Below are 16,371 nucleotides of genomic sequence, written 5' to 3'. Positions count from 1 at the left end.
ATTAACAAACCTCCCTAATTTCTTCTAATTCATTTTGCTTGTTAACCATGTTACTATAATATCCTTCAGCCTTCATTAACTCATTATGAGTTCCTTCTTCTACTAAAGATCCCTTATTCATAACATATATGTTCTTAGCTTCTTTAACATTAGCTAATCTATGAGATATAACTAATATAGTTTTATCCTTAGAAAGTTCATATATAGCTTCCCATATAGCTTCTTCACTTTCTACATCTATATTTGATGTAGCTTCATCAAATATTATCATCTTTCTATTAGCAAGTATTGCTCTAGCTAGGGCTAATCTTTGCTTTTGTCCTCCTGATAAGGCACTTCCTGCCTCACCTACATTAGTGTTTAATTTATCTTTTAATCCTTCTATAAAGCTATCTAATCTCGATACTTTTAAGGCCTCATTTATTTCCTCTGTAGTCGCATCCTTTTTACCTACTAAAAGGTTATCTAATATACTTCCATTAAATATATAGCTATTAGTAGATATTAAAGCTATATTTTCATATATAAGATTTGAATCTAAGTTTTCAATATCTTTTGAGTTTAATAGAACTTGTCCTTTATTAACCTTGTGGTTATTTAGGATTATTGAAGCTATAGTACTCTTTCCAGAACCACTTTCTCCAACTATTGCAACTATTCCCTTTGGTGTTATTTCCATATTAACATCTTTAACAACTTCTCTTTCTCCATCATAGCTGAAAGTAACATTCTTAAGACTTATATTAATATCATCCTTAATTTCTTTTATAGAATTATCTACTGCTTTTTCTCTTTCCTTAGCATCTAGAATTCCAAAGATTCTATCTGATGCTGCCATACCATTCATAGCTATATGGAAATAAGATCCTAAAAGTCTAAGTGGTATAAAGAATTCTGAAGATAAAAGTATTACTATAAGTAAGCTTCCTGGAAGTAAGTCTCCATTGCTAAATTGAATTAATGCAACTATAGTTCCTAGAGCTGCTCCTCCAAATGCAACTAAGTCCATTATTGTAATAGAGTTTAATTGCATACTTAAAACCTTCATAGTAATTTTTCTAAACTTTTCAGCTTCAACATTCATTTTGTCATGTCTTTCTTCATCTATATCAAAAACTTTTAAAGTAGTAAGTCCTTGAAGATTTTCTAAAAAACTTCCACCTAAGTCTGAATAACTTTTCCAATAATCCTTTAAAATTCTCTTTGCAATCTTCATTATTGCAATAATAGAAACAGGAATTAGAGGTACTGAAAGTATAAATACTAGAGCAGCTTTAAATGAAACAAAGCTCATAAAAACAAATAATGTAACTGGTACTAATAAAGAATAAAAGAATTGAGGTAAATACTTTCCAAAGTATATTTCTAATTGTTCTACTCCCTCTACCATAACTTGAACTATTGAAGATGTGCTTTCCACACTACTATAGCCTGTACCAAGTCTAAGCAATTTTTTATATACAAGTTCTCTTAGCGTCGATCTAGCCTCTGCTGAAGCTAAATTAGAAAACTTAGCATATAGAATATTTGAAATAAATCTGATAGTTAAAAGAATAACTATAATAATTCCTGGTTTTAAAATTGACTCCATATTTATGGAAGTTAATCCACCCATGTAAACTTTATTAATAAACTGTCCAACAAGAAAAATTATTATTATATTGCAAATGATTGCAAGCCAGTTTACTAGTATAGTTAGACCGATGTACTTTTTTGATTGGCTACATAAATTTATTAGCCTTTTATTAATCATCATAATATCTTCTCCTAACATAATTGATATTGATACTCATTTATATATGATAAACACAGTTGATAGTATACCTTAAATGATATGCATTTTCAATAGCAAATTAAAACTTTAACATAATTTTTCGATTACCTTAAATAATTCACTAATAAACACCTAATATTCCACATAAAAAATAGGCTGTCGCACAAACAGCCCAAATCAAGAATTAATTTTTCATTCTTAATTCTTTATTCTCCAACAACCCCCTTCCTATCCTTCCATATTTGAATTCTTCTTAATGTAGATTTTTAAAGCTTTTATTACTAGTATTAATGCATAAATCTATAACCCAACTAAAACTATTTGTATTAATATTTATCCATAATTAAATAGAAGAAATATATTAGCAATACTACTAATAACCCTTCCCCCTCTAAACCTCTATAAATGATAATTTAATAAAAATATTAGTTTCATTTTCATCTAATATCATATCCATATTAACTGAATCTATTTGAACTCCTAATACATTGCTTTGATTAGAATCACCACTAACTGCACGATAAATATAAATTTCACTTCCTAATGGAAGATCTATATCATCTCCAAACTAAAGCTGAGAACCTTTCCTTAAATCCTCTTTTATTTCATATTCAAAAGTTGCATAGGCTCCAACGCCTCCTATAATCCCTCTAAATTTATCTTCTTGATAGTTAAATCCTATAGTTTCTTCATTTTGAGCATCCTCTAGAGAATCCTGCCAAATCCCTGTAATTATTTCTTCCTTAACTTTTTCTTTCCCTTCATAAACTTCATAAGTAAATAAAATCTGATATGTCTTGTCCTTAGGTAAGTTCTTAAGCTTATATTTAAAAACCTTATTACCTGAAATACTCAATAAATAATCTTCTGTATCTGAAAGTTTCTCTGTTGTAAGTTTAGTTTCTTTACCTTGGATACTTCCAAAGCTAATTAAAACTATAGCAACTAATATAGTCCAAAGTAATAAAGATAATTTCTTCATTGCTTATCACCTTTCAATTATTATTCTCTATTCTCTTATTTTTTAGCTTTTCATAAATTAAACCTATAATCAAAGATGTACTCACTAATAGAATAAGTCCAACAAAACTAAAAGTAATACCATTTTCCCTAAATGTAATAAAGTTTAGTATATCTAAATCTAATAGGTAGCTTAATATATAATATCCAAATACCGTACTAAAAATAATAATATATACAACTCTTTTATCTTTCTTTGTTATATTATTTTTAAGTTCTTCATTTTTTCTTATATTATCTGACTTCTTATCTCTAACTATCATAAATAATCCAAATACTATAATTAATAACCAAGTTACATGAAATATTATATTAAACATAAATTAAACCACCTCGCTAAAGTAAATATTTCCCATTTGATTATATACTACTATACCTTTATTTACTATAAATTGTTATTAAGATACTTCTATTTAAGAAAATAACTTTATTATGTAAACTATGTTATAATTGCAATATAATGTATTTACGAGGTGTGAAATGGATACTATAATAATTTTAACTTTATTAATATTATCTATAATATATATAGCACGACTATATAAAATGAAATTTAAAGATGAAAAAAGAAAAGAAATTAAGATTTTGCAATTAGCTATTTTTAATATATCTGTAATTGCTGTAATAACTGGATTATGGGATTTATTTATAATAGTATTTATACTTATTTTAGCCTTGATTTTCTTACCTAAAAAATTTCGAGAATAAAAAAACTAAGAGAACCATCCCCCTATCAATGATACAGGATATAGTCCTCTTAGTTTTCTTCATAATTCTTTCATTACTTAATACTATAGTATTTTAATTGGATCAAAGTTTAAGTAATCACAAGAAGTAATTATATATTCAGTTCCTTCAAAATCTCCAGAAAAAGCTGTATTTAAAGATGGTCCGTGTAAATGTCCATAAATAACTTTTTCTACTCCATACTCCTTAAATAATTCAGTAAAAGCTGATGGCTCTCCCTTATCATTTAATGGTGGATAATGAATCATTACTATGAACTTTTCATATCCAGCTTCTTTTGCTTTATCTAAAGATAATCTTAATCTTATTAATTCTCTATCAAATATCTTCTTATCTTTTTCAGTAAATCTATCTGTTCCTTCAAGTATCCATCCTCTTGAGCCACAAATAGCATAATCTTCATATGTATAGAAGTTATTTTGTATAAACTTCATATCTTCATACATACTATTAAGCTTTGATATTCCACCCCACCAATAGTCATGGTTACCTTTTGATATAATTTTTTTGCCAGGTAATGAATTGATCCAATCTAAATCTGCCTTACTATCGCTTGATCTCATTGACCAAGATATATCTCCTGCAATTAATACCATATCATTTTCTGTAATTTTATTAGTCCAATTTTCCTTTATCTTTTCATCATGCTTAAGCCATTTTTCTCCAAAGATATCCATAGGCTTATCTGCTGCATTAGCAAGATGAAGATCTGAAATAGCGTATAAAGCCATTAATTCAACTCACCTTTCTAAAATTTAAAATTAAAAATGAAGAATTATTAATGTAACTCTTACTGAATTACTAAAATTAATTACTTTTCAAAACTCCTCCAGGAGTTTTTTCGTTAATTTTTAATTATTCATTCTTCATTGAGCTTTAGCTCTATTTTAAACTATCTAAATCTGTTATATATGCAATTATATGTGCTACTGCTTCATAAAGGTCTGCTGGTATATATTCTCCAACATCTACATTGCAAAGTAAATCTGTCAATTCCTTATTATACACTATAGGAACATCATTTTCTTCTGCTTTTTCAATAATTTTATCTGCAATATGTCCCATACCACTTGCAGTAACTATTGGAGCCACTATATTTTCTTCATATTTTAAGGCTGCTGCTTTTTTACTCCACTTCATTATTTCCCCCTATTTTATTCCATCGCTACCATTGCTAATACTCCCATCTTCTCAAAACGGGAGCTAAGCAATGCTACGCACCTGGATTAGTTCTTCCCTAGAATTAATCTTCAAAAATTAAACCATTCTATCTAGAGAAATGCCAGAATCAGGATTAAAGAAATCTCTACAAGTAGTTAATGAAACTTCTTCTTCCTTTTTACTTACTCTTACATCTACTAAAAATCCCATATTTTCTATATTGGATATTAACTTATTTTTAGTTATATCTATTATTTTAACAAATTTATCTTCACATTTTAAATCAATATCTATTTTTTTATCTAAAACCTTCATATATCCATCTACTATGCCTAAATTTTTAGTATCTATAGTTATAACCATTTTTATATTTGTGCTATCTATTTTCTTACTATCTTTTCTTTTATCCTTAACTATAAGCTTACATGGATATTCATTTTCTCTAATTTTAACTGGAATATCTGCATAATAGTATTCTGAACTTAACTTATTAAATAGTTTTATTTCATTTATATTATTTTTTATAACTTCAATAAGTTTCTCTGATATTATATTTTCACCTTTTAGAGAATTTAAAATATCTTTTATTATTTCCTTACTAGTTTCTCCTGCATTTTGAATAGATGCCTTCACTATATCTTTACTTAAAAGCTTTGAATTTAAATCATTAACTTCTGATTTTACATTGCTTAAATTCTTTATTGCTTCTTCAGTATTTTCACTTCCTATTGTCTTTATATCTTTAGCATCTATATTTGAATTATTTAATTGATTTTTTAGAGATTCTTCACTTTCAGCTATTTCTTGATACTTTAAGTTTATCCCATCTTGAAGCTTAGTAAACTCCTCTTCTGTTAGGGTTATTCCTTTTCCCATAAGATTAGATAATACAGCTTCTGCTTCCCCTTTAGTAAATTCTAAAGAATTACTAATTCCTAAAGCTTCATTATTAGATTTATTAATATAACTATTAAAATCATCTATTAAGTTATTTTCTCCAATAGAATTATATTCAGCAATAACTGACTTAAGGCTATTTATAAACTCCTCTGGGTCTAAGTTATTAATTAAATTTGATAATCTATCAAACTCAGCACTTGTAAAGGAAGATCTTCTATTTAATAATATATCCCTTAAGCTTAAGTTTAAATAATCCTCTGTTTGTCCAGAAATCGATTTTAAAATAGATAACAAACTTACCTTTGAATTTTGTGTTTCTGACTTTTGATATAAAGTATTTAAGGCTTTATTGATTATTGAACCATCACTTGAATTTTCCTTGCTGGCCTTATTTACTAATTCACTAACTTCAGCCATATCTTTTACACTATTATCTAATGTACTTACTTTTTCAATATTTTCTGTATTTTTTCCTATTGAATTATTATCCTTTCCTAATTGTGTCCCTTCATAATCTCCTTGTAAATCAGAAGATGATTGTGATAATAATTCATTAACTTCTTCCATGTTTAGACCCATATTATTCATTAAAGCTTCCTTTAAAGATGCAACGTCTCCTTGGATATTACTTAAAATCTTAAGGATACTCTTATCACCTTTAAAAAGATTATTATAGGCTGTTATGTTTTCCTTTGTGATATCTATATTATTTTCAAAGATTAATAATAAATCTTCTTTGCTTAAAGTCTTAAAAGCATTTAAAAACTCCTTAAGCTCATTAATAACCTTATTTCCTTCTGCACTTTCAGGGGATATACCCTTTGTCTCTAGGTATTTAGAAATAAACTCATCTATTTCACCCTCATTAAGATTAATTTTATCTAGAAACTTACCTAAAGCTTGAATTTCTTTAATATTTTCCTTAGTTAAAGGTATATTAAACTTAACCATAGCTCTTAATAAATCTATATTTTCCTTACTAAGCCCTTCTTTTGTAATTATATTTTCAAAATCTCCAGGACTTAAATCTTCTACATCAATATTTTTAGCAACTATTTTAAGTTTAAGCTTTCCTCCTTCAAAGCCATCAACTTCAAATCTATGAAAGCCCTTACTTAAAGAGTCAATGTCCCCCTCTATCTCTGCTTGAAATTCCCAACCATCAACTAACTTTATAACTGCTTCTTTTCCTTCTTTCTTTACTACTTTTCCAGAAAATTTCTCTCCAGTATCAAAAGTCATCTTACTAGTTATTCTTTTATTATTTATATTATAGGCATTACCAACATTAAAAATCCCTGGCATAATTCCACCTCTTATCATCCTAATATATAAGTTTCAATTAATAATCTACATCTATAATCTTATAACAGTATAGATTTAAACCTTCTTTAGTAAAATAACAAAATTGAAAGCATCGATCTTTTAATTTTTATATAAGTTGTTAAAATAACTTCATGTCCTAAATATTTTTAATACGACACATAACATAATAAATATTAGACTCTTTCTGCAACTTATATATTACTTATATTATCGAGTAATTAATAAAAAATCTTAACTTTGAATTTGGAAACATCTTGGAAATATTATTATTATCTTTAGAAAATATTGCCTTATATAATAAAATCAAAGATACAATAAAAGGAGGTTATATTGTGAAAAGAAAAAAATTAATAAAGCTTTTAATATCAACTGTTATTCTAGTTCCTCTACTATTTATCTCTTGTAATAATTCTAGTAAAAAAATAACTATATCGGATGATACACAAAGTGAAGTTGCTTTGGAAGAAAGCGAGGTCCTAGCTGCAATAACTGATGGTGAAAAACTTATAGATGAAGGTAAATTTGAGGAAGCAAAAGAAGAATTCATTAAAGCAATTACTTTAGATAAGACTAATAAAGAAATGTACCTAAGAATAAAAGATAAATACTTATCTGTAGATAAAACAGATGAAGCATATTACTTTATTAAAACTGCTGTTACAAATAATGTAGATGTTGATAATATGAAATCTGTATTAAAAGATATATCTAATAAATTTGAAAAAATAAATATTCAAACTTCAGTATATCAAAATGGCAATTACTCATTGCCTCAGCAAGTTACCACTATGATTTCAGGTGAACAAGTTAATATTCCAGTATCTTGGGAAAACCAAGTAGTAGATACAGCAAATGTAGGAACTTCTACTTTCCAAGGATATAACGAGGAGTATGGTAGGAGTATAACTGTAGAACTTACTGTTTTAGAAAATGTTTATGATAAGCAAATAGGCTCTATAAATAAAATATATACTTCTAATGGAAAAACTTATATAGATGTGGATTTGGTTGAATTTTATACAGGTACGGAGGCAGTAACAAAAGCCTTAGAAGACAATGCTCCTTTAGATTATACCGAAGATAATATAGCTTATCTAGCGCCTGGATATTATATACGAAATAAATTTAGTACTATAACTACTTATGAGGTTTCTAATAGTAGTAGCTTCAAATTATTAAAACATGATCTTCAAAGGCTTGGATATGATATAGATACTTCTGGAAATTCTGCTATAACAATAGATTCTTCATTAGATGACTTTAAATCATATATAGAACTTGCTAATAAAGACTATGAAATTTCCTTCACAGACTTTGGCACTCCATATCCTCATAAGGAGACTTTATGCTGGATTGAACTTAAAAACAATTCTGCATACTCTATTTATAGAAAATTCACACCTTAACAAAATAATATTTAATAAATAGAAAGGAGAATTAATATGTTTAAGAAAGTAAAAAAATACGGAATAATTTTTATCATTTTATCTTTATCAATTTTTCTATACTCTTGTACAGATAGTACAAAAAAAGTTACACTTTCTGAAAACACTGGAGAAGATATATTAGTTGAAGAAGATGAAGTAGCTGAATCTATGAATACTGCAAAAAAACTTCTTTCTGATAATCAATTTAGTGAAGCTAATGATTTATATAATAAAGCACTTTCCTTAGATAATACAAATAAGGACTTATATATAGAAGTTAAAGATACTCTCCTTAATTCAAATAGATACGAGGATGCTTATACTGTAATTAAAAAAGCCATTGATAATAATGTAGATGTAGATAATATGAAGAATATTGCTAAGGATATTGCTTCAAATTTTCAAACTATACAAATTAACTATTCAACTTATGAAGGATCAAGCTTTATCTTACCATCTATTATTACTACTACATTAGATAATAAGGAAGTTACTCTAAAGGTAGCTTGGGATAATTCAAATGTAAATACAAAAAAGATTGGTGAATATTCTTATAAAGGATTTAGTGAAGAGCATTTTAGAAATATTGAAGCTAAAGTTACTATTTTAAATAGAAAGGAAACTGTTATTGGTTCCATAAAGAAAATATATACTTCTAATGGAAAAACTTATGTTGATGTAGATTTAGTTGAGTTTTACTTTGGTAAAGAAATTGCTTTAAAAGAAGCTATGAAGGATAATGAAAAGATTGCTTACGATGAAGAAAAAGGTCCATATGTTCCAGATGGTTATTATATAAGAAATAACTATACAACTATAACTACCTACCAGGTTTCAGATAATTGTAGTTATAAATTATTAGAACATGATTTAGAAGAAAGATTAGGTTATGAAATTGATAATAAAGGAACATCCGATATTAATTTTGATTGTTCAGCTAAAGATTTTAAGGAAGTTATTAAATTATATAATGAATTTGAAAAAGAAGAATTTGATGATAAGGGCAGGCCAATTACTAATAGAGCAACATTATGCTGGATTGAATTAGATGGTGGAATAGCTCAATCTATATATAGACAGTACACACCTTAGGTGCTATCGCACAGTGAATTATGAAAAAATGAAGGAATGAAAAATTAATGATAAAACTTCTAGATAATTTTTTAATAAAAATGTATTTTCAGTAATTCCTAAGGAATTACCTAAATAAATTAGTTCCCCCAAATACCTATAGTAGTTTTTCGTTCTATAATTTTTAGGGACTGTCTTTATGGCAGCCCCGATTATTTTTCCTTTTTCAACCCCCTCTTATTTCTGCAAAGTATTTATTAATCTGTAAAAATTGTTATAATTTACTTATAACAATCTATAAAGGAGGCTAATATGAATAATGAAATACTCATTGTTGAAGATGATAAATCTATAAATGATATATTATTTCACACTTTAAAATCAGAAGGCTATGCACCTTATAGTGCCTTTTCTTTAAAAGATGCTAGAAATTATATAAATATTAATTTGCCTGACTTAATTTTATTAGATTTAAACTTACCTGATGGAGATGGATTTCAGTTATGCAAAGAAATAAACTTAAATAATTCTATTCCGATTATAATACTTACTGCTAAAAGTGATATTGTGGACAAGGTCTTAGGTCTTGAACTTGGTGCAGATGACTATATTACTAAACCCTTTCATATTAAAGAAGTAATAAGCAGAATCAGAGCTATTTTTCGAAGAATCGAGAAAACTACTAATGGTTCAAATTCAAATTTCACCAATATAAATGACAGCATAAAAATTAACTTTAAAAATAGAACAGTATTAAAAAATAATGATCTTATACAACTTAAGCCAAAAGAATATGAACTTTTAGAATTCTTTGTTCAAAATAGAAATAAAGTATTTTCTAGAGAACAGCTTATTGATAATGTTTGGGAGTTTTCTTATGATGGTGATTTAAGAACAGTAGATATTCATATTAGAAGGCTTAGAAGTAAATTAGATACTAAGGGCACCCCATCTATAATTGAAACAGTATTTTCCGTTGGATATATTATGAGGTAGATTATGAAAATTAAATATAAATTCACCTTAATTATTACAAGTATCCTTATTGTTTTAGGGTTATCCCTAAATATTTCTGTAAGAAAAATACTTAAAGATAATATGGAAAGTTCAATTACTTCTTCAATGAAAGAGGTTATGAAAAGCACTAGAGAATCTATAAAATATACCTTATCTCAAAGAAACTACTTATATAAAGATAAAGCTTTAAAAGAAGAAGCAAATTATTTATTAGATTACATATCACAAAATTTTGATAGTACACTACAAATTTGTGATATTAGTGGTAATGTATTAGCTTCAAATCTATCTTTTAAGCCAATAGAAATAAGTCAAAACCTTAGTGAAGTTAAGGAAGGTAAAACTATAGTTAATATTAAATATCAAAATAATGAATTAATTGGGGTATTATCTTATCCAATTATAATAAATGAAAGTTATATTGGAATTATAAATTTAAATAAGGACTATACACCACTATATGAGGAATATTATAAAGCCACAAATATTTTAACCTTAATTGAAATAATATTAATAGTCTTTATATTTCTATTATCAACTAGGCTAACTAATAAAATAGCAAAGCCTATTACTAATCTAACTATAGCGGCAAAAAGCCTTGGAGAAGGTAATTATGATGTATTGTTAAACACTGAAGGTACTGATGAAATATCAATTTTATCTAGAGAATTTCTTAATATGAAAAATAAAATTAAAGAGCAAATATTAGATATAGAAAATGAAAAAGAAAAGGTAGAAAAATTAGCACTAAGTAGAAAAATATTTTTCGATACAGTAACTCATGAACTTAAAACTCCACTTACTTCAATAATTGGATATTCAGAAATGATATTGGAAAATGTAGTAGATGATGAAGATTTTAAAAAAAGAGCTGTAAGTAGAATATATTCAGAAAGCCAAAGGTTAAATACCCTTGTATTGGAAATTATAAAAATATCTAAAGGACTTTCTTCAATAAAAGAAGAATATATAGAATTTAATATAAAAGAATTACTTGAACAAGTGATTGCTGATATGTCTATAAAAGCTGAAAAATATAATTTAAACATAATCTATAATTTAGAAGATAGCATATTAAAGATTAAAGCTAATAAAATAAAAGAAGTTTTTATTAACTTAATAGATAACGCTATTAAATACTCTATTAATACTAATGATAATAATATTAAAATCAATGGATATATAGAGGACAACTTATACAAAGTTGCAATTATAAACGAAGCTAATCCAATTCCCGAAGAAATATATAACCATGTTTTTGAACCCTTTATAAAAATAAATTCAGATGAGGACAACTATAGTTCTGGCCTAGGACTATATCTTTGTAGTGAAATAATAAAAGATCATAATGGAAGCATTACTTTATCAAATGGAAATAAAGTCGAAGCAACTGTATCCCTCCCCTTTTAAATTGCAAATATAACTGCAAATATAAATATAATATGCTCCATAAGACAAATGGCTACAAAAAGAAGTTCTAAGGTTCGTAAAAACTACTAAGCCAAGAGTTTTGGTAGAACTCGCATGCGCTCAAACAAACCAACAACTCTAAGGCCTAGCAGCTTTTACTTCACCAAGAGCTTCTAATTTTTCACCATATTCTTATTTCACATATTATATTTATATTTGCTAGTAATTCGAGATTTAAGATGAAAGAATGAAATAATTAAGTATGTTTTGCATTAAAAAACTTAAAATTTAATTTGTGCAAAGCACTTTTTAAAAACTCTGTAGGAGTTTCCTCCCTAATTGTTAATTGAAAAAAGGGTTGCCTCAGCAACCCATTTTTATTCCACTACTATTTTGTTGTAGTTTTTCTTACCTCTTTTTAATAAAGCAGTTCCATCTTCAAGGTCTGACTCTTCAAGAGTTCTAGTAACTTCAGTTACTTTTTCACCATTTAAAGAAAGTCCTCCTTGCTGAATTAATCTTCTTCCTTCAGCCTTTGATGGTACTATTTTATTTTCAGCCATTATATCTAAGATTGTTGATCCAAGCTTTTCTTTAGATATAGTAACTGTTGGAACGTTACTCATATCTACTCCACCTGAGAATAAAGCTTCAGCAGCAGTCTTAGCTTTAAGAGCTTCCTCTTCTCCGTGAACTAACTTAGTTACTTCAAAAGCAAGTCTCTTCTTAGCTTCATTAATTGCTGCACCTTCAACTGCACAAATACTTCTTACTTCATCCATAGGTACGAAAGTTAATAATGCTAAACATTTTTCTACATCTGCATCATCAACATTTCTCCAATATTGATAGAAATCAAATGGAGATACTTTATTAGGATCAAGCCATAAAGCTCCTCCTACAGTTTTACCCATCTTTTGTCCTTGGCTGTTAGTTAAAAGTGTACAAGTCATAGCCATTGATTGACCTTGAGCTTTTCTTCTAACTAATTCAACACCTGCAATCATGTTTGACCATTGGTCGTCTCCACCTAATTGCATCTTACATCCATATTTTTGGTTTAATACATAGAAATCATATCCTTGCATTAACATATAATTAAACTCTAAGAAAGAAAGTCCCTTTTCTAATCTTTGCTTAAAACATTCAGCTGTAAGCATTCTATTTACTGAGAAATGAACTCCTACTTCTCTTAGGAAATCTACATAATTTAAATTTAATAACCAATCAGCGTTATTAACTAATATAGCCTTATCATCAGAAAAGTCTATAAACTTTTCCATTTGCTTTTTAATAGAATCAACATTATGTTGAATTTGTTCCTTAGTTAACATTGATCTCATATCAGTTTTTCCTGATGGATCTCCAACCATAGCTGTTCCACCACCAACAAGAGCTATTGGTCTGTGACCAGCCCTTTGCATATGAGCCATAAACATTAACGCAATAAAATGTCCAACATGTAAACTATCAGCAGTTGGATCAAATCCTATATAAAAAGTTATCTTTTCCTTTTCTAAAAGTTCTCTAGTTTCATCTTCATGAGTAAATTGCTTTATGTATCCACGATCTAATAATTCATCTAAAACATTAGCCATTCCACGTAACCTCCTATTTATTACTTATTATAGTATATCTTTTTATAGACATAATATCAATGTTGAATTAATAGAAATTCTACCTACTTTTTATTCAGTCATAACTTCAATTCTCCTAAATAAATATCATTAATATTTAATTAAATAAGAGTAAAAGCTTAAATTCAAGAAAGCTAAATTTCTAATTTTATTTCCCTTCAATAACTTTATTATTTAATTTACTACTAACATTATTTAAATTTATTCATTCTTAAACTCTACTTTATCTATAAGTAGTATTTATATCATTATAAAAATTCAAACAATCTAAATTCATTTTCATTTATTGCTTCAATCTTTTTATCTTTCAATTATACTAAGTAAAAAAATATTGAAATATATTTGTTTTCTATAGTAAAATAATTGCAACTCTAATATTAAAGGAAATTGAAAAACTTATAAATTTACATAAGATAATTTAAATTGTACCATATAATTCCTATATGTCTAATATTATCTAATCAACTAAGTTTTCTATAAAAAATTTATATAATATTTCTCTATCTTTTAATATATTTTCTAAAACAACAAAAAATATATATAAATCTCAAGATGAAATTATCAATATTATATTAAGTGCATTTATTATAATAAGGAGGCACAATACTATGCTAAATAATATTTTTATGAACAAAAGTAAATTAAATAAAATAATACATATTATTCTATTTATTATTACAGGCTTATATCTATTAGAATCTATATTTCTTGCTGGACTATTTACTAATCCTATATTAGCTTGTATTAATATTATATTAAGTATTATTTCTCTTATAATAGCAATCATAAAGAAAGAAAATAAATTAGCTATTATTGATTTATCTATTCTTTTAGGAACTTTAGCAATATTTATATATCTAATTAATTTATAAAAATTATTTTTTAAGTTACGAATATAAAGTGATTCTAATCCAGGCGCGTAGCAGTGCTTAGCTCCCACTTGTAGAAGAAGAAGTTTTAGCAATGGTAGCGATCGGATAAAATTAAATGTAGATAAATGCTGATACCGTACTATTCAATAATGAATATACGGTATTTTTTTATTTGAAGTTGCATACTTTTTCTAATATAAAATTCTTACAAGTAATTAAAAATTATAGCATTCATAAACCCTCTAATATACTTCTTGGTAAAATATGTTATAATTAAGGATAACATTATTTAGTTTTCATAAAATATTTAAATAAAGTTATATGTAAGGAGAGAAATATATGAGTCAAATAACTACTGCTAAAAAATTGGGGATAGGAAGTCTTTCTTTATTTCTTTCTATAATTGGAGCAATGTTTTCATTTACTTTCTGGAATTGAAAAGAGTTAGGAAAACACTTTTTAAACTCAATTGGAGTATCATTCCCTGCTCTGATAATTTCTCTAATTTTATTATTTATATCTCTATTTATAGGATACAAATATAAGAATGATTACCTTGCAAAATCAGGAAAAGCAATATCTATAGTATTTATTTCAATAATATTTGTTTTAACAATAACAAATACATTATTATAAATTACTGCTAGTAAATGAGATTTGAAAATCCAATACTATGGAATCAGATAAATATTGTATTTTTGAATTATATTTATTTTAAATTTCTATAGATAGATTAGAATTTATAGGAGGATTCTGTATGAAAAAAGTATTGACTGCTTTATTATCCCTGTTAATAGTAATAGTGCTTTGTGGTTGTACAAGTAAAGTTATGAAAGATAATAAAGGATATGAAATGTATATTAAAGTTGCACAGTTAACTGAGGAAGAACAAAGTATTGCTGATTTGTTGGGAGCAAATACTGAACAACACATTTTTGATTTTGTTTTAGATGATACTGTGCAGAGTATGCAGATTAACACTTATGAGTTAGTAGATGGTGATTGGAAACTTGTAAGAGGTGAAGGGGGGCAAGTATCTACAGATATAGAGGGGCGAATCGCACTTGCTTTTGTCAAAATTACAGATGAGTTAAGAGTTGCTATTCAAAGTGACCATACTGTTTCTGCTACTTCGTACAAGGAAGAATTTGATTATGAGTTTCCTGATATGGGATATGCAACTTCAACGCTATCTGATAAAACAGAAATTACTTATGAAGAAGAAATTCCTTTAGTTATTCAAATAATTACTTCAAAAAACGAAATTTCTACATATAATGTAGAATATTTTGAGAATCCAGAGGAATATGAAAAACTTGGTTATGAGCATGTGTATGCTATAACTGTGCGATTTAGCCAGAATCAACTTTCATAAACTTTATGACAATTTCCAATTTATTTAGTAAATAGATTGAATATTTCACTCTACCAATAGATAAAACTTAATAACATAATTCGGTAAATTATATTCTACTATATTCAAGATAGTAACTTTGATGTAATAGATAATGACAAAAATCATTACTATAAAAAGTAAAAAATTCTACATTATTCAGAAAAAATTTATTTATACCTATAATATAAATCTAAATAACTATACGATTCTAAATTCAAATAATACGCTATTTTTTAGTCTTAAAATCATAATCAAGTCAATTTATATACTATAAAAATGTCTTTACCAATTAAAGAATATTACTTAGCAAAAATCTTTCAACGAAGTCACAACTTTACTTTTCCAAGAATTATAAGGAGGTATTTTATGAAAAATCAACTCAAATACTTTTTATCAGGTATTATAATAATATTATTTAGTTCACCTATAGGCTACTTTATGATTAATGCACTCTATTCTAATAAAAATCTATCAGGTGAGTACACTACTCTATTAAATGGTTTTATACATTCAGTTATGACAATTGGTATTCTAGTATTTACTATAGGACTAATAAATATAATTATTGAGAAAAAGCATAAATAGACTATATAAATTATTAGTATTAGGAGGG

General features: G+C 26.6%; 15 protein-coding genes. 8 read left to right on the top strand and 7 right to left on the bottom strand.

Annotated features, from left to right (window positions below; translation table 11 throughout):
* Position 1 precedes the first annotated feature (1 nt).
* From E5347_RS12345 to E5347_RS12335, 3 genes are all read right to left on the bottom strand, one after another.
* Positions 2 to 1,756: an ABC transporter ATP-binding protein/permease gene (locus E5347_RS12345; RefSeq protein WP_136007534.1), complete on the bottom strand. Its 1,755-nt coding sequence runs from the start codon at positions 1,754 to 1,756 to the stop codon at positions 2 to 4.
* Between the two features lie 586 nt (positions 1,757 to 2,342).
* Entirely contained in the window at positions 2,343 to 2,756 is a 414-nt protein-coding gene (locus E5347_RS12340) for a hypothetical protein (protein ID WP_136007533.1), read from the bottom strand.
* Positions 2,757 to 2,769: 13 nt separating this feature from the next.
* The gene (locus tag E5347_RS12335) at positions 2,770 to 3,114 is read right to left on the bottom strand and encodes a hypothetical protein (protein WP_136007532.1); all 345 of its coding nucleotides are present in this window, start codon (positions 3,112 to 3,114) and stop codon (positions 2,770 to 2,772) included.
* A gap of 160 nt (positions 3,115 to 3,274) precedes the next feature.
* On the opposite strand from E5347_RS12335, the gene E5347_RS12330 reads away from it, so the two are divergent.
* The gene (locus E5347_RS12330; RefSeq protein ID WP_136007531.1) at positions 3,275 to 3,502 is read left to right on the top strand and encodes a hypothetical protein; all 228 of its coding nucleotides are present in this window, start codon (positions 3,275 to 3,277) and stop codon (positions 3,500 to 3,502) included.
* An 83-nt stretch (positions 3,503 to 3,585) separates the two neighbouring features.
* Here E5347_RS12330 and E5347_RS12325 read toward each other — a convergent pair whose 3' ends face one another.
* From E5347_RS12325 to E5347_RS12315, 3 genes are all read right to left on the bottom strand, one after another.
* Positions 3,586 to 4,272: a metallophosphoesterase gene (locus E5347_RS12325; protein WP_136007530.1), complete on the bottom strand. Its 687-nt coding sequence runs from the start codon at positions 4,270 to 4,272 to the stop codon at positions 3,586 to 3,588.
* Positions 4,273 to 4,423: 151 nt separating this feature from the next.
* On the bottom strand, positions 4,424 to 4,681 hold the full coding sequence (locus tag E5347_RS12320; protein WP_136007529.1) for an EscU/YscU/HrcU family type III secretion system export apparatus switch protein: 258 nt from the start codon (positions 4,679 to 4,681) through the stop codon (positions 4,424 to 4,426).
* Positions 4,682 to 4,798: 117 nt separating this feature from the next.
* Complete coding sequence (locus tag E5347_RS12315) at positions 4,799 to 6,907, bottom strand: hypothetical protein (protein ID WP_136007528.1); 2,109 nt, start codon at positions 6,905 to 6,907, stop codon at positions 4,799 to 4,801.
* A 353-nt stretch (positions 6,908 to 7,260) separates the two neighbouring features.
* Here E5347_RS12315 and E5347_RS12310 point away from each other — a divergent pair, with 353 nt between their 5' ends.
* The 4 genes from E5347_RS12310 to E5347_RS12295 all read left to right on the top strand — a co-directional run bounded on the left by E5347_RS12310 (position 7,261) and on the right by E5347_RS12295 (position 11,853).
* Positions 7,261 to 8,334: an Ig-like domain-containing protein gene (locus E5347_RS12310; RefSeq protein WP_136007527.1), complete on the top strand. Its 1,074-nt coding sequence runs from the start codon at positions 7,261 to 7,263 to the stop codon at positions 8,332 to 8,334.
* Positions 8,335 to 8,370: 36 nt separating this feature from the next.
* On the top strand, positions 8,371 to 9,447 hold the full coding sequence (locus E5347_RS12305) for a tetratricopeptide repeat protein (protein ID WP_136007526.1): 1,077 nt from the start codon (positions 8,371 to 8,373) through the stop codon (positions 9,445 to 9,447).
* 291 nt (positions 9,448 to 9,738) lie between these two features.
* Positions 9,739 to 10,422 (top strand): response regulator transcription factor, encoded by a 684-nt coding sequence (locus E5347_RS12300; RefSeq protein WP_136007525.1) that lies wholly within the window; start codon positions 9,739 to 9,741, stop codon positions 10,420 to 10,422.
* 3 nt (positions 10,423 to 10,425) lie between these two features.
* Positions 10,426 to 11,853, top strand: a complete 1,428-nt coding sequence (locus E5347_RS12295; protein ID WP_136007524.1) for a HAMP domain-containing sensor histidine kinase — start codon at positions 10,426 to 10,428, stop codon at positions 11,851 to 11,853.
* A gap of 377 nt (positions 11,854 to 12,230) precedes the next feature.
* On the opposite strand, the gene tyrS is transcribed toward E5347_RS12295, so the two are convergent.
* The gene (tyrS, locus tag E5347_RS12290; RefSeq protein WP_136007523.1) at positions 12,231 to 13,451 is read right to left on the bottom strand and encodes a tyrosine--tRNA ligase; all 1,221 of its coding nucleotides are present in this window, start codon (positions 13,449 to 13,451) and stop codon (positions 12,231 to 12,233) included.
* Positions 13,452 to 14,098: 647 nt separating this feature from the next.
* Here tyrS and E5347_RS12285 point away from each other — a divergent pair.
* The 3 genes from E5347_RS12285 (at position 14,099) to E5347_RS12270 (ending at position 16,343) form a co-directional block, all read left to right on the top strand.
* Positions 14,099 to 14,362 carry a hypothetical protein gene (locus tag E5347_RS12285; RefSeq protein ID WP_136007522.1) on the top strand — a complete coding sequence of 88 codons (264 nt, stop codon included), beginning with the start codon at positions 14,099 to 14,101 and terminating at the stop codon, positions 14,360 to 14,362.
* 757 nt (positions 14,363 to 15,119) lie between these two features.
* Positions 15,120 to 15,737, top strand: coding sequence for a hypothetical protein (locus tag E5347_RS12275; protein ID WP_136007521.1), 618 nt, complete (start codon positions 15,120 to 15,122; stop codon positions 15,735 to 15,737).
* Positions 15,738 to 16,124: 387 nt separating this feature from the next.
* Complete coding sequence (locus E5347_RS12270; protein WP_136007520.1) at positions 16,125 to 16,343, top strand: glycosyl transferase; 219 nt, start codon at positions 16,125 to 16,127, stop codon at positions 16,341 to 16,343.
* The last annotated feature ends 28 nt before the right edge of the window (positions 16,344 to 16,371 follow it).

The organism is Clostridium sartagoforme, assembly GCF_004794105.1.
GTDB lineage: Bacteria > Bacillota > Clostridia > Clostridiales > Clostridiaceae > Clostridium > Clostridium sartagoforme_B.
The sequence above is the reverse complement of the archived record's forward strand: the minus strand, read 5'-3'. Positions and strand labels throughout refer to the sequence as shown.

Coding starts and splice junctions, on each gene's coding strand:
- E5347_RS12345 (WP_136007534.1), bottom strand. CDS start 1,756: ATGATGATTAATAAAAGGCTAATAAATTTATGTAGCCAATCAAAAAAG.
- E5347_RS12340 (WP_136007533.1), bottom strand. CDS start 2,756: ATGAAGAAATTATCTTTATTACTTTGGACTATATTAGTTGCTATAGTT.
- E5347_RS12335 (WP_136007532.1), bottom strand. CDS start 3,114: ATGTTTAATATAATATTTCATGTAACTTGGTTATTAATTATAGTATTT.
- E5347_RS12330 (WP_136007531.1), top strand. CDS start 3,275: ATGGATACTATAATAATTTTAACTTTATTAATATTATCTATAATATAT.
- E5347_RS12325 (WP_136007530.1), bottom strand. CDS start 4,272: ATGGCTTTATACGCTATTTCAGATCTTCATCTTGCTAATGCAGCAGAT.
- E5347_RS12320 (WP_136007529.1), bottom strand. CDS start 4,681: ATGAAGTGGAGTAAAAAAGCAGCAGCCTTAAAATATGAAGAAAATATA.
- E5347_RS12315 (WP_136007528.1), bottom strand. CDS start 6,907: ATGCCAGGGATTTTTAATGTTGGTAATGCCTATAATATAAATAATAAA.
- E5347_RS12305 (WP_136007526.1), top strand. CDS start 8,371: ATGTTTAAGAAAGTAAAAAAATACGGAATAATTTTTATCATTTTATCT.
- E5347_RS12300 (WP_136007525.1), top strand. CDS start 9,739: ATGAATAATGAAATACTCATTGTTGAAGATGATAAATCTATAAATGAT.
- E5347_RS12295 (WP_136007524.1), top strand. CDS start 10,426: ATGAAAATTAAATATAAATTCACCTTAATTATTACAAGTATCCTTATT.
- tyrS (WP_136007523.1), bottom strand. CDS start 13,451: ATGGCTAATGTTTTAGATGAATTATTAGATCGTGGATACATAAAGCAA.
- E5347_RS12285 (WP_136007522.1), top strand. CDS start 14,099: ATGCTAAATAATATTTTTATGAACAAAAGTAAATTAAATAAAATAATA.
- E5347_RS12275 (WP_136007521.1), top strand. CDS start 15,120: ATGAAAAAAGTATTGACTGCTTTATTATCCCTGTTAATAGTAATAGTG.
- E5347_RS12270 (WP_136007520.1), top strand. CDS start 16,125: ATGAAAAATCAACTCAAATACTTTTTATCAGGTATTATAATAATATTA.